The organism is Wolbachia endosymbiont of Laodelphax striatellus (assembly GCF_007115015.1).
Taxonomy (GTDB): Bacteria; Pseudomonadota; Alphaproteobacteria; order Rickettsiales; family Anaplasmataceae; genus Wolbachia.
In genome coordinates this window covers 55,624-69,788 of record NZ_MUIX01000002.1, presented here as the reverse complement: position 1 = coordinate 69,788, position 14,165 = coordinate 55,624, and the positions used below count along the sequence as shown (strand labels likewise).

9 protein-coding genes and 5 pseudogenes are annotated in these 14,165 nt (G+C 35.6%); 10 read left to right on the top strand and 4 right to left on the bottom strand.

The features are described from left to right. Positions 1-257: 257 nt before the first annotated feature. The 5 genes and pseudogenes from BVG17_RS08100 to ltrA form a co-directional block, all read left to right on the top strand. A pseudogene (locus tag BVG17_RS08100) lies at positions 258-836 on the top strand (AAA family ATPase); the annotation flags it as partial. Positions 837-868: 32 nt separating this feature from the next. After that, positions 869-1,360 (top strand): hypothetical protein, encoded by a 492-nt coding sequence (locus tag BVG17_RS08095; RefSeq protein ID WP_010401968.1) that lies wholly within the window; start codon positions 869-871, stop codon positions 1,358-1,360. Then, a complete protein-coding gene (locus tag BVG17_RS08090; protein WP_143688969.1) occupies positions 1,357-2,508 on the top strand; it encodes an AAA family ATPase in 1,152 nt (383 codons plus the stop codon). Before BVG17_RS08095 ends, BVG17_RS08090 begins: the two co-directional genes overlap by 4 nt. 35 nt (positions 2,509-2,543) lie before the next feature. Beyond that, positions 2,544-4,664 (top strand): AAA family ATPase, encoded by a 2,121-nt coding sequence (locus tag BVG17_RS08085; RefSeq protein WP_082246120.1) that lies wholly within the window; start codon positions 2,544-2,546, stop codon positions 4,662-4,664. Between the two features lie 1,347 nt (positions 4,665-6,011). Further along, positions 6,012-7,325, top strand: coding sequence for a group II intron reverse transcriptase/maturase (gene ltrA / locus BVG17_RS08075; RefSeq protein ID WP_143688734.1), 1,314 nt, complete (start codon positions 6,012-6,014; stop codon positions 7,323-7,325). Positions 7,326-7,703: 378 nt separating this feature from the next. On the opposite strand, the pseudogene BVG17_RS10400 reads toward ltrA, so the two are convergent. From BVG17_RS10400 to BVG17_RS08065, 4 genes and pseudogenes are all read right to left on the bottom strand, one after another. After that, positions 7,704-7,784 (bottom strand): annotated as a pseudogene (locus BVG17_RS10400) (IS5/IS1182 family transposase); the annotation flags it as partial. 69 nt (positions 7,785-7,853) lie between these two features. Beyond that, a pseudogene (gene dnaQ, locus BVG17_RS09810) lies at positions 7,854-8,406 on the bottom strand (DNA polymerase III subunit epsilon); the annotation flags it as partial. A gap of 285 nt (positions 8,407-8,691) precedes the next feature. Then, a pseudogene (locus BVG17_RS09805) lies at positions 8,692-8,970 on the bottom strand (DNA polymerase III subunit epsilon); the annotation flags it as partial. A 91-nt stretch (positions 8,971-9,061) separates the two neighbouring features. Beyond that, a complete protein-coding gene (locus BVG17_RS08065) occupies positions 9,062-9,493 on the bottom strand; it encodes a hypothetical protein (protein WP_143688968.1) in 432 nt (143 codons plus the stop codon). Positions 9,494-9,674: 181 nt separating this feature from the next. Between BVG17_RS08065 and BVG17_RS08060 the strand changes: the two genes are divergently transcribed. The 5 genes and pseudogenes from BVG17_RS08060 to BVG17_RS08040 form a co-directional block, all read left to right on the top strand. After that, positions 9,675-10,151 (top strand): crossover junction endodeoxyribonuclease RuvC, encoded by a 477-nt coding sequence (locus tag BVG17_RS08060; protein WP_143688967.1) that lies wholly within the window; start codon positions 9,675-9,677, stop codon positions 10,149-10,151. 102 nt (positions 10,152-10,253) lie between these two features. Then, the gene (locus BVG17_RS08055; RefSeq protein WP_143688966.1) at positions 10,254-11,468 is read left to right on the top strand and encodes a DNA modification methylase; all 1,215 of its coding nucleotides are present in this window, start codon (positions 10,254-10,256) and stop codon (positions 11,466-11,468) included. 35 nt (positions 11,469-11,503) lie between these two features. Next, positions 11,504-11,974, top strand: coding sequence for a hypothetical protein (locus tag BVG17_RS08050; RefSeq protein WP_077188538.1), 471 nt, complete (start codon positions 11,504-11,506; stop codon positions 11,972-11,974). Between the two features lie 2 nt (positions 11,975-11,976). Then, positions 11,977-13,413 (top strand): annotated as a pseudogene (locus BVG17_RS08045) (ankyrin repeat domain-containing protein); the annotation flags it as partial. Between the two features lies 1 nt (position 13,414). Continuing rightward, the coding region (locus tag BVG17_RS08040; protein ID WP_143688988.1) for a DNA-methyltransferase at positions 13,415-14,139 on the top strand (725 nt) is incomplete at its 5' end. Positions 14,140-14,165 lie beyond the last annotated feature (26 nt).

Here is a 14,165-nt window from a genome sequence, read left to right as displayed (position 1 = left end):
AACCCCTGGTTTTGACATCATCCAATTCCTTTCGACACTTTATCAGTGGTTCATTTTCATTCATCTCTCTATTTTACACATGACGCATATTTGCGCCTTTTCCATAACGCTCACTACCTTAGCTTTTTACCAAAGCAGCTTATGGTTGTTTGAAGCCTGCTCTTGTAAGCCGGCTCCGAGGGGCCCACCCCCATCTATTGCGTAGCTTTTGCACTTAGTTTGCTCTTACTTGAACATTCCTTGTGTCTCTACGGCACACTAGACCTTTGAAAATTTTCTACATGCAAACTGAAATTGAATATGAATATATGAAAGAACGTTTGCAACAACTTCAACTTGATAATGAACTTTTGGATGTGGCTGCTAACAACTTAATCATTACGCCAAAAGTGCACTTATCATTTAATCATGATGAAATAAGTGGAATCAAGGAAATTGTAAATGAACGCTTTAAACCTGATGTTTTGGCCATAGATCCATTGCGTAACATCTTTAGCAGTGAGTATGGAAATGAAAATGACAATAGTGCTATGTTGTTCTTTCTGCAAAAGACTCTTGAAAAGCTACGCAGTGCTGTCAATCCAGATGCTTGTATTGTACTCACTCATCATACAAAAAAATTATCAAAAAAGATGCTGGAAGAAGATCCATTTCAGGGTTTGAGCGGAGCTGGGTCTTTAAGAGGTTTCTACAGTACTGGGATGGTAATGTTTGCTTATGACGAAGAAAGTACTGTACGTCAGATAGTATTTGAGCTTCGCAATGGTGAACGCGTGCCAAACAAACTTGTCGATAAGATAAATGGTCATTGGGAGCTTGTAGACCAATGGAGTTGATTCTTTTTTTTACTTAAATTATAGGAGACAATATGTTATCAGATTTTTTAACTGATTTTAATAACGCGAAACTGCAAAGCAGTTTAATACCGAAAGGTATAATAGTCAAGGTAAAAATGGCAATAAAGCCTGGAGGTTATGAAAATTGGTTCACTAAAAGCTATGCTACCGGCAGCATCTATTTAAACGCTGAATTTATTGTCACTGAAGGTCCATATGCAAAACGCAAGATTTTTCAAGTAATTGGTATTAAAAGTGGCAAAGCAAGCGTTGAAGGAGAAGACATCTGGGGAGAATCTGGACGTTCTATGCTTAGAAGTATTTTAGAGTCAGCACGGAACATTCATTCAAATGACACTTCAGAAAAAGCAGTTATTGCTAGAAAAGTCAACTCTATAGCTGATTTTAACGGGGTAGAGTTTACTGCAAAAGTTGGTATTGAAGCTGATAGATATGGAGAAAAAAACAAGATTGCCACTGTTATTACTCCAGAACAATCTGAAGTTGATTGGTTGCCATTTTGAAGTACGACGAAGAGAAGCTCTGGATTGCTGTAATTGAGAGAGCTATCAAAGATGCAGCAGGAAAAAATCTAGAGCTAAAGAAAGAAGCAATTAAATGGTTTGATTCAGAGTCTTTTGAAACTGTTTGTGAGCTAGCTAATCTCAGCTCTAAACGTATGAAAAGTATGTATGGGGGTTTTATGCAGAGAAAGGAAATAAAAGGATTATTGATTGATAATATTAAGAAGTGTGTACCTTACCTAATTCCAAACGGTCATTTTTATCGAGAGAGGACTTATGTTGGTAATTGTGATGAGGATACGATTACAGTTAAAATAGTGGGTAAAGAAGCTGGAAATTGGCGTAATTTTAGGACTTTAGTTAAAGGTGATATAAATTCCGCTAAGAAGTGGTTAAATACTAAAGAAAACACAACAGAACATAAAATTACATCGTTTTCAGCAAGGCATTACTTGAATGATAAATCACCAATGCCAAAAGATATAATAGGCCCAAGAATTTTAACTCCAGGAGGTCTTTTGGTTATAGGTGGAACTCCAAAAATCGGAAAAAGTAATTTTCTTCTTTCCATGTTAGTACATTTAGCTGCTGGAGTATCATTTCTTGGTATGAAGCCTGCAAAGCCACTTAAGATATTCTATCTACAGAATGAAATGGAATATGATTACATAAGAGAACGCTTACAGAAGCTAAGAATCAGCAAGAAAACCCTTGATGCAGGAACAGAAAACTTAGTTATTACTAAAAAAGTACAATTAACTTTGAATGTGGAAAAAATAAAAGAAATTATGTCGGAAAATCTCGATGTAAAAACAGTTGATCTTATAGTAATAGACTCTCTTTTTGATTATAGAAGTATGATCTCTTTTCTGCAAAATGGTATTGATGAACTACGCTCTATAACTAATCCTACGGCTGGAGTAATAGCTACACATTACACCAAAAAAGTGTCAACAACCACGTTAAAAAAGAATCCATTTCAAGCATTGAGTGGTGCTAATGTTTTAAGAAGTTTATATACATCTGGAGTAATGATATTTAGGCCAGAAAGGAATACTCTGCAATTGATGTACGAACTTAAAAACGGCAAACCAATACCAACAAAATTCATAAACATGGTTAACGGACGCTGGATAGCTACAGCTTAACCAAATTTCTAAACTTTAAATATATTGGAGATTTGATGGTTATTTATTGTGATTTTAATACTGTAGATTCAAAAAAAAATGGAAGCTATAAATTATCAGAAAAGAAAGAACAGCTAAAAGCTCAGCTTCTGTTGAATATCAGATCATGCCTTTCTTATCTATTACCAAGAGGGATTTTTCGTGGTGATAAGTTTTATGTAGGCAATGTACAAGGTGATAAAGGCAAGAGTCTAGTAGTAGAATTAAGTGGCAATGAAGCTGGCTTATGGCATGATTTTGCAACAGGAGAAGGTGGTGACATTATCGACCTTTGGGCGGGAGTAAATAGAAAAAGTACAAGAATAGAGTTTCCTGAAGTAATGGCTTCTATAGCTGAATGGTTTGGAAAAAAACATACTAGGAAATATAAAAATCTAGAACAATTTTTAACATGCAGTTGGAACTACTACGATGAAAACAATCAAGTTATTGTCATAGTCAACCGTTATGATCTTCCCGGAGGAAAAGAATATCGTCCTTTTGATGTAAAACGATCTAAGTTTGCTGCACCAGAAATAAGGCCTCTATACAACATCCCAGGAATTTTAAAGTCTGATAAAGTTGTTCTGGTTGAAGGAGAAAAATGTGCTGAAGTTCTAATAGAAAAAGGAATAACAGCAACAACAATAATGTCTGGAGCAAATGCACTTATTGAGAAAACAGATTGGACTCCACTTAAAGGTAAAAATATTATTATTTGGCCAGATAATGATGAACCAGGTAAAAAGTATGCTGAAAATGCTAAAAAAAAGCTTTTAGAGATCGGAGTTGCATCACTTGTTGTTCTTAATATTCCACAAAATAAACCGAAAGGCTGGGATGCTGCTGATTGTGTATTAGAAGGAATGAACGTTGAAGAATTTGTTCTTAACAATAAAAGCCCTAGAAAGTCAAAAACAATTGATACTACAGCTTGGACTAACACTGCTCCAGAGAGAAAATGGATTATTAAGGATTGGCTCCCTGTGGGAAGTGTTACAGCTCTTTACGGTGACGGTGGTGTTGGAAAATCTCTTCTTGCTCAACAATTAATGACTGCTGCTGGTATTGGTAAATCTTGGCTTGGTATAGATATTCAGCAGATGAGAACATATGGTGTGTTTTGTGAAGATGAGGAGGAAGAACTTTGGCGCAGGCAATGTGCAATACATAAACTTTATCAATTGGATATGGAATCTTCTGATTTTCATGACAATGTTTGCTTGTCATCTCGAGTATGGAAAAATAATATACTTATGGTTTTTAATAACAAAGATGTAGGCCAATTGACCCATTACTTTCAGGAGTTACTTGAAGATATTGAATTGTTTCAGCCAAAGCTAGTGATTTTGGATACAGCAGCAGATCTATTCGGAGGTAATGAAAATAATCGTTCCCATGTAAGACAATTTATTCAAAACTGTTGTGGTCGTATAGCAGAAGCAATAAAAGGGGCTGTTTTGTTGTGTGCTCATCCTTCTGATTCAGGGATAGTACGTAAAACAGGTACAGGAGGTTCAACAGCGTGGAATAATTCTGTTCGATCTAGATGGTATTTGTCAAAACCAGAAAAGGCTTGTACTTGCCCTAATGATCGTGTTCTTTGCCGCATGAAATCTAATTATTCTGCATCTGAACAAGATAAAATTTCATTGTATTGGCACAACGGGTCATTTATGCAACATGATGTAACCTTTGATTCGGGAAGAATAGTAAGAGATAATTATAATCGAAAACTTGATTTGGAACGCTCAAGAAGACATGACATTATTTTAGAGTTAATTGCTAATGAAGCATATAAAGGTGAAACTTACACTGCAGCACACTTTGCTAAGTATTTTGAGGGAAAACTAGGCCTTGGAAGTGAACGTAGCATCCGTGAAAGGATTAGCCATCTTGCAGCTCTTGGCTATATAAAGTTCTTTAAGGAAGCTCTTGGATATAAAGTATCAAGCACTAAATCAAAGTACGGCTATTTATGTGTTAAAGACATGGAGTTAAAAATTTCTGAAAATCAACATGTACTGATAAAGCCAGATTATTATCTTTCACCAAATAACGGAGTAACTTTACCAGTTGAAAATCCAGACGTTTGGGTTATACATAATTCTATAAAACAAGATGGCAAAATAGTATAGTAAGTTGGCAAGACGGTAAGTTGGCAGACTTAAGAATTCGCCATCTTGCCAACTTAAAATTGATAAAAATACGAGAAAATCAATAGCTTAAAGAAATAGTAAGATGGCAAGATGGCAAAAAGTTGCCAACTAGGTAGCATGGGTAAAGTCCTCCTATATAGAGGGTTTAGGGAAGTTGGCAAGATGGCAAAAATCTATATATATATATAAATATATACTATGCTATTATACATAGTATATATCAGTTAAGAGAAGAACTTAACATTTTTTGAGATCCTTTCATAATTTTGCTTTGTCTATGGAGTTGCAACCTGTAATAAAAATATAAAGTGATTCGATATTGATGCTACGACCTTTTGGAAAAATTAAAATATTCGCAAAAAACTCGATAGTATTCAAATTGCTGATGTTTAGTTGCTTTATTTACACCCTGAGAAGAGATGGTTTCTTAAAAAAAGGCTAAAAAATACGTTTTTAAGCTAGGTGTAATTTTTAGGATGGGTTTTATCTAAGCTTATAACAGACCTTAAAGCTCAAATAAAAGCTATTCTTTAATCACCGTAGAAGAAAGAAAATCTTTCAAAAAAACTGTTAACGCAAAGTAGAGACGAATATTTAAGTTTTGGGTTTTATGTCTCCATATTGATGGGCAAAACTAGAGCTGTACCTTTTAACGTTTATACTCTGACTTTAAAAAATAGTGCCTTTTACCCTAAATTTTTATTTATTAAAAAACTGTAGTTGCAAAGAAAATTTTTGAAGTCTAGAGAACAAGTGGCTAGTAAATTTTTGAAAGGTTATTTTTGCAACAGCTAACTCTTGTTACTTCTACCATAAGGACGGTGACAAAATGTGTGCGCCAAGAAGTGCGTAAGGAACAGTTGGTGAAAATCCAACACGGGTAAAGCTTAGCCAGCAGCCTGGAACAAACCATTATGCTGCGTAAGGTAACGAGCGTAGTAAAGCTAATGGAATGGACAACATAGGGTGCAACGAAAGTGAAGGTATTGAGTCCCGTAATTCACGCGTCATGGGGGCCGACACTTTACATTTGGTGGAAGGCAGCATGGGTAATAACGCTAAGGCAAGGTATTACTCACCCCGTCGGGATCGAAGGCCGCGTCATGTGTTGAGAGGGACCTTACGTGAACTTGGGAGATCCTTTGTATTCCTGTAAGGGTACTCTGGAACAAGTCAATAAAGGCGAGGACTGGAGGAAGATGCAAAGGAAGTCGGACTAACTGATAGTACTCGGAGTGTGGGAAAGCCACATACAAGGGGAAGCGGTTAGCAATATAGTGACTGGTATAGGGATTGCTATACCAATACAACAGAGATTGGAGGAGTATGCAAGGAAAACTAAACCAGATAGCAGTAAGGGCTAAGCAAGATAAGCGAGTAAAATTTACATCGCTAGTTCATTTGATTAATGAAGAGAATCTTGCAGAGTGTTACAAGGAACTAAAACGCAACAAGGCTTGTGGTATAGATCGTGTGACAGTGGAAGCTTATGGAGAAAATCTAGAAGAGAAACTTAAAACACTAGTGGATAGTATGAAGAGAAAACAATATCAACCGCAACCAGTGAAAAGGGTATACATACCCAAAGCCGGGAGCAAAGAGAAGCGCGGCCTCGGAATACCATCAACTGAAGATAAGTTGGTACAGGTAATGCTAAAGAAGATATTAGAAAATATTTATGAAGCAAACTTTATGGACAGCTCGTATGGATTTCGACCAGGAAGAAATTGTCATCAGGCGATAAACGCTCTAGATAAAGCAGTTATGCACAAACCAATTAACTATATTGTAGAAGTGGATATCAAGAAGTTCTTTGATAATGTTCAACATAAATGGCTAATGAATTGTCTAAGGGAACGAATAGCTGACCCAAATTTATTGTGGTTAATAAAACGATTTCTAAAGGCAGGAATAGTCGAAGTTGGATGTTATAAAGCAACCGATCAAGGCACACCACAAGGTGGTATAGTAAGTCCTGTATTAGCTAATATATACTTACACTATGTGCTGGACTTATGGTTTGAAAAGAAATTTAAGCCAAAAGCCAGAGGATATATACAGCTAATAAGGTTTTGCGACGATTTTGTAGTTGGCTGCGAGAGGGAAGAAGACACAAAAGAATTTCTAGAATTACTGAAACAAAGACTAAGTAAATTTGGGTTGGAAATAGCTGAAAATAAAACAAAAATAGTAAAGTTTGGTAAGAAAGAATGGTATCAAGCAGAAAGAGAGAAACGTAGGACGGCTAGCTTCAACTTTCTAGGATTTACACATTATTGTGGAAAAAGTCGTAATGGTAAACTTATGATGAAGCAGAAAACTTCAAAAATAAGCCTAGCCAGAAAGATTAAAGAAATCAAAGAGTGGTTGAAGATGGTACGAAGTCGTATCTGTCTCAAAGATTGGTGGCAGAAACTTAAAGCCAAAGTAACAGGACACTATAGCTACTTCGGAGTTAGCGGAAATTATCGGTGTTTGATTCAATTCTATCGACCGATAACAAAGCTAGCATTTAAGTGGATAAACCGACGTAGTCACAAGAAAAGTATGGATTGGGAACAGTTTACATACTATTTAAAAATAAATCCACTACCAAAGCCAAAGATATATGCTTCTTTGTACACAGGAGCACTAGTGTGAACGCTGTATTGTGGAGCCGTGTGCGGGAAATCCGCAAGCACGGTTCTTTTGGGGGGACTATGATTAAGAGACCAAATCGCTGGTTTTCAAGGTCATAAGTCTCTACCAGACCCCCACCCTTTAAAGCTCTTGAAGAGGTCATTACAACACTACCTATAATTTAGATAGAGAAAGGGCCATCTTTTTTTAATTAACGCTTGTAAACCCCTTAAAAACCCGAATACAAGGCATCGTAAAAGATTCTATTAGTGTAAACAAACCCATGGTTGAGTTTAACATCATTTTTATTCATTGTAAAGGAAAGTTTTTAAGAACCTGTTCATAATCTTTTGAGGGTAAAAGCAAATTTGCAGGCTAATATTGAGTTTTTGCTTATCACAATCTTCTACATTTTTCCAACCAAGCAAAAGAGCTTTCAGAAAGCCATCTTTTCAGCAGTGCAGTAAAAAAATGTAACTCACCTTATGAATGTAATCCATTATGAGAGATAAATAAGCTAGAGTTTTAACCTCATGCTGCATAATTGTAACCTGAAAGCTGAGCATAAACTTTTGCAAGTAACTGAGCATCAATTAGCGCCCCGTGTGATGTTCTATCATTCAGCGATATATCAAAACGCTTGCATAACTCATTTAAAGATGCAGGTGACTTTGGAAACTTTTTTCTCGCAAGTGGTAATGTATCTAACACTCTGTTTGAAGAGATTAATTTGGCATTCAGTTTACCAAGTTCCATATTAAGGAATTCTACATCGAACTTAGCATTGTGAATTACCAAAATATCATTAGATATGAATTTAAGGAATTCAGGTGCAATCTCTGAAAATAATGGTTTATCTTTTAAGAATTCTTCACTGATGCCGTGAACCTTAAATGCCCCTTTGTCTATATGCCGTTCTGGATTGATGTACCAGTGGGATACTTTGCCTGTTGGAATACGGTTCCACACATCCTATTTCAATAATACGGTGACCGAACTTAACACTAAGACCAGTAGTTTCAGTATCAAGCACTATTTCACGTTGCTTAGAAAGTGCTACAGTTAGAGTAGTTTTTACCGCTTTTTTTCTTCTGGCTAACAATTTTTGTATAGCACCTTCAGATTTTACTTCGCCCTCTACTCCAGAGCATATAGGTACTTTGGTGTTTTGTCTTGTCACGTTTCTAAGGATAACTACTTCATCATCTAAAAATTTTTTACCATTGCCCTCTACATAAAGTGAAGTAAGATTTTTGAGTGCTATATCTCCTCCATAGTGATGGCGCCATACTCCAACAATGTTATTGTTTTCTACATTTAATGAAGTAAGTTTTGTGAAGCGTTTGCTGCCAATTAAAAATGCAAAACCTCTGTCTCCAATATTATTATTACTTATTTCAAGCGAAGTGAGATTTATTAGATTGCCTAAACCTATGTATCCTGCACCTTGAAAACCAAGTTTATTATTCCTTAGAGTAAGCGAAGTAAGGTGTGTAAGTTTAGTTAACTCTTTTACATCTTTACTATCAATCTCTACATTTATTAAATTAAGCTCGTTAATGCCTTTTTTATTCTGTAGAAAATTTGCTAGTTCTCTTACATCAATTTTAGCATTTATATCTGATATTGTTAAAACTTTATCATGTACATATTCACTAAAGTTCACCTTACCCTCTATTACAACTATGTGAATATTTTAGCTGGCATTTTAGTAAATGTAAATTCTAGACTGGCTTTTTTACTACAGATGTTTGAATTTATAGATTATTGACATTTGTGCTCTTTTTTACTTTCAATCGATAATTAGCGTTAGCAGCACTCAAAGAAAGTATAAAAGGATTGAGACGATAACCATGTTCCTTGCAAGAATATCCTGGCCAGCCAATGTTTTCAATAACGTCGTTACAATCTGTACTAAGCTCTTTGGATAAAATTTCTTTTATTGCTTTAATCATTCTATTTAGTGGCCTTCTAATCTTATACTCTAAATTGTGAATTTCTGAATTAAAACCCAAACTCTCTCCTAGTTGATTGATATTAAGGAACTTATATTTTTCTGCTGGCAATCCGCTTTTGAAATCCTGCCAAAACTGAGCTAATAACACATGCATAATATCAAGACGTGCTACTGAATGCCTACTGATAATTTGGATGTTATTTATGTAGATTGAGTTATTTATAATATGCAAATGCAGTACCTTAGGCTGAGATAGCTCAGTGGATGGAACGAGCGACATTTACTAACTTATTATGTTTAATAAACTTATTGTAGTATATTTTCAATAAAAAAGTAGAATTTTTTGGACGAATTTTGAAGTTACCGTGTATATATATTATGTACACACTACAACTTACCTCTAATTTCTAGTAATGTCAATCCTAACACTGGACCTCGGCAAACAAACAGGCTGGGCAATTCTAACAGATGGAGTAATTGAAAGTGGAAGCAAAAGTTTTCATGGTAGCCGGTTTAGCGGAGGTGGAATGCACTTCTTAAAATTTCGTAGCTGGCTAAATGAAATGAAGGAAAAGTTCTCAAACATTGAAGCAGTGTATTTTGAGGAAGTAAGAAGACATTTAGGAACTGATGCAGCGCATTGCTACGGTGGTTTTCTTGCAGTTCTCTCTGCTTGGTGTGAAGAACATCATGTGCCCTACCAAGGTGTTAATGTTAAAACTATCAAACGCTTTATAACAGGCAAAGGTAATGCAAGTAAGAGTGAAGTTATTGAAGCTGTAAAGAAAAAAGGGGTTTCACCTAGAGATGATAATGAGGGGGATGCTTTGGCATTAATGTTCTACGTTATGAATCTTAGTAAAGATTTTAACACATTAAAAATACCGTAAAAGTGGGTCCTTTCGGCCATACTGGCGGGTTTGGTGGGTTCGACCTCAGGCCTTCTTTAGCGTCAGAGATATTTTGAATATTAACTTTTTAATTATTAAGATATGAATTTAGCAATCCACTACTATCCTGTTGAAAACCTCGTCGAATATAAGCGTAATCCTCGTAAAAATGATGATGTAGTCAACAGAATGTGTGCTTCAATCAGGGAATTCGGCTTTCGTATACCAATAGTTGCAAAAAGTGATGGTACTGTGGTTGATGGTCATTTAAGACTTAAAGCAGCAAGAAAACTTGGTATGGAGAGTATTCCAGTGGTCTTAAGTGATAATTTAAATGAACCACAAACCAAAGCTTTTCGATTACTGGCAAATCAATCAGCTAATTGGGCAAAGTGGGATGATGAGCTTTTGAAAGTAGAAATTCAAGAGTTAGAAGATTTACAGTTTGATCTTAAAATGACTGGATTTGAATTAGAAAAAGTTCAACATTTCCTTGATGATTTAGATAGTGAAAAAGAAGATCTTTCTGACTTAGCTATTGATGACAAAAAAGTAACAAAACCAGGTGATCTATGGATTTTAGGTGATCATCGAATCTATTGTGGTGATAGCTCTGTAGTTGAATCATATAAAGCGCTGTTAGATGATAAAATGGCAGACATTACTGTTTGTGATCCTCCATATAACGTTGATTATGGTAGCAGTCAAGAAAGAGAAGATAAAAAAATATTAAATGATAATCAAGGTGAAAAGTATGAGCTTTTTCTTTACGACATCTGTTCCAATATTTTAGCATATACGAAGGGAGCAATTTACATCTGCATATCATCATCAGAGTTTTCAACGTTACAAAAAGTATTTGAGGAAGCAGGAGGAAAATGGTCGACATTTATCATTTGGGCAAAGAATCACTTTACGCTAGGCAGGTCTGATTATCAAAGACAATACGAAGCAATGCTCTATGGATGGAAAAGCGGCAATAAACGTGAGTGGCATGGAGGAAGAAATCAAAGTGATCTGTGGTTTTATGATAAGCCAACACACAATACACTACATCCAACGATGAAGCCAGTAGAGCTAATGGAGAGAGCAATAGTTAATAGCAGTAGACCAGGAGACATAGTACTTGATCCATTTAGCGGTTCTGGCAGCACACTGATTGCATGTGAGAGAACAGGAAGAATTTGTAGGACAATAGAGCTAGATTCAAAATTTGTAGATGTAACGATAAAACGTTGGCAAGTGTACACAGGTAGGGAGGCAATTCTTTCTGGTACTGGTAAAACTTTTTCAAAGATTCAAGAAGAAAATTCGTAGAAAAAAGGTAAATAAAGAGAGAGAGGAGAAAAAAAGTGAAAATCACACAAACAGAATGGGCAAGAGAGATAGGAGTATCAAAGCAATATGTCTGTTATTTAGTAAAGAAAGGAATAGTTGAGTTGGAGGATGGTTTGATCGACCGAGAACAAGCAAATGAAGCGGTGGCAGCAATAAGAGATCCGAGTCAGCCATTGAGGAGGAAAAATCCAGAAAGTACAAGTAACCTCTCCACAATGTTGCTAAAAACTAGAATAAAAAATGAAATGGAACGTGGTAAACTGCTTGAGGCAAAGGCAAAAGCTGAGATTGGTGAACTTGTAGCAGTAGAGGAAGTAAAGCGCGAAGCATTTAATGTAGCAAGAGTTGTCCGTAATAATTTACTTAATATTCCAAATAGAGTTTCAGCACTACTTGCATCACTGAGTGACACTGAAAAGATTCATATGGCGCTAACTGAAGAGATCACGAACTCATTACAAGAATTATCTAACGCTAAATTTTAATAATGTCTGCTAACTTAAGTTTGGAATTAATAAAGTGTCTCATTAATCAACCTGGATTAGATGTTAATGTTAGAGGATTAAATGGAAAGACACCACTACATTGCGCTATAGAGTTTGATGAGTTAAGTATGGTAGATCTGCTGCTTACAAAAAAGAATATCAATCCTTTCGTAGAAGATAATGATGGTAAAACATCTCTTGATTACGCCAAAGAAGGGAAAAAAGCAGAAATATTACAAGCGCTAATTAATAACAAATACGGATCAGAGGAAGATAGCTTACTTCACTTAGCTGCAATGATAGGTGAAGTTAATGCGGTTAGATATTTGATAGGAAAAGGTGTTGACGTTAATGTACGAAATGCTCTGCATCATACGCCATTACATCTAGCAGCAGGCATAGGACATGCAGAAGTTGTAAAGATTTTGATAAGAGAAGGAAAAGCTGAAATAGATGTCTTTGATGCACGAAATCAGACACCAATGCACTATGCAGTTAATAATAAAAAGTTGGAGATAGTAAAGTTACTGCTGAAGCTAGGAGCAGATGTAAATAGTGCACGCATGGGACAAAACTCAATGAAATTGTCACCTGTTCATATAGCTGTAAGTAATGCTAATTATGATGAAAGAGATTTGTGTCTTGATATTCTCAAATGCTTAATAAAGGAGCCTAATGCTCAAGTAAATTTGCAAGACTACGAAAATAAAACACCACTACATTACGCTGAAAGACTTAAAACAATAGAAGTTTTACTAACCCGAGAAGATATAGACCCTCTGGTAAAAGACGATAGCGGTAGAACACCATTTGACTACGCTAAACCTGAGATAAAGAAGGCTTTGATGAGCAACAAATATGGATCTGAAAAAAATAGTTTATTACATTTAGCTGCAAAAAGAGGAGAAATTGAGCTTGTAGAGTCCATTTTAAAAGAAGAAATTGATATTGATATTTCAAACAATAAAAGTCTATCACCGATTTACCTTGCTGCAGAAAAAGGACATTTACATGTAGTAAAATTACTACTGGAAAAAGGAGCAAACTATACACCTGTTCTGCACTCAGCAATCAAGTCAAATAATTTAGAATTGTTAAAAACTTTATTTAAAGAAAAGAGTATCAAATTACCAGATGAGATAGGCAGATCTGTACCAATTTATTATAGGTGTATAGAGCATAGAGATGCAAAAGTAAGAAAATACAATAATGTGATCTGTATTTTTACCTCAGTAAGTGCAGTAGCAATAGCGGTATATATAGGGTTAACAGCAACAACAATAAGTAGTGCAATCATTTTTGCAACAATAACAGGAATACTTGCACTTATTATAGCAATAATGATAAGTGAGATGAGCAAAAGATATATAGAAAACGAATTTCAGAAAAAGATGTTTATGGAACTGGAGGAATGTAGTTCTACTGTTAATGATGTTGAGNGAATCTATTGTGGTGATAGCTCTGTAGTTGAATCATATAAAGCGCTGTTAGATGATAAAATGGCAGACATTACTGTTTGTGATCCTCCATATAACGTTGATTATGGTAGCAGTCAAGAAAGAGAAGATAAAAAAATATTAAATGATAATCAAGGTGAAAAGTATGAGCTTTTTCTTTACGACATCTGTTCCAATATTTTAGCATATACGAAGGGAGCAATTTACATCTGCATATCATCATCAGAGTTTTCAACGTTACAAAAAGTATTTGAGGAAGCAGGAGGAAAATGGTCGACATTTATCATTTGGGCAAAGAATCACTTTACGCTAGGCAGGTCTGATTATCAAAGACAATACGAAGCAATGCTCTATGGATGGAAAAGCGGCAATAAACGTGAGTGGCATGGAGGAAGAAATCAAAGTGATCTGTGGTTTTATGATAAGCCAACACACAATACACTACATCCAACGATGAAGCCAGTAGAGCTAATGGAGAGAGCAATAGTTAATAGCAGTAGACCAGGAGACATAGTACTTGATCCATTTAGCGGTTCTGGCAGCACACTGATTGCATGTGAGAGAACAGGAAGAATTTGTAGGACAATAGAGCTAGATTCAAAATTTGTAGATGTAACGATAAAACGTTGGCAAGTGTACACAGGTAGGGAGGCAATTCTTTCTGGTACTGGTAAAACTTTTTCAAAGATTCAAGAAGAAAATTCGTAGAAAAAAGGTAAATAAAGAGAGAGAGG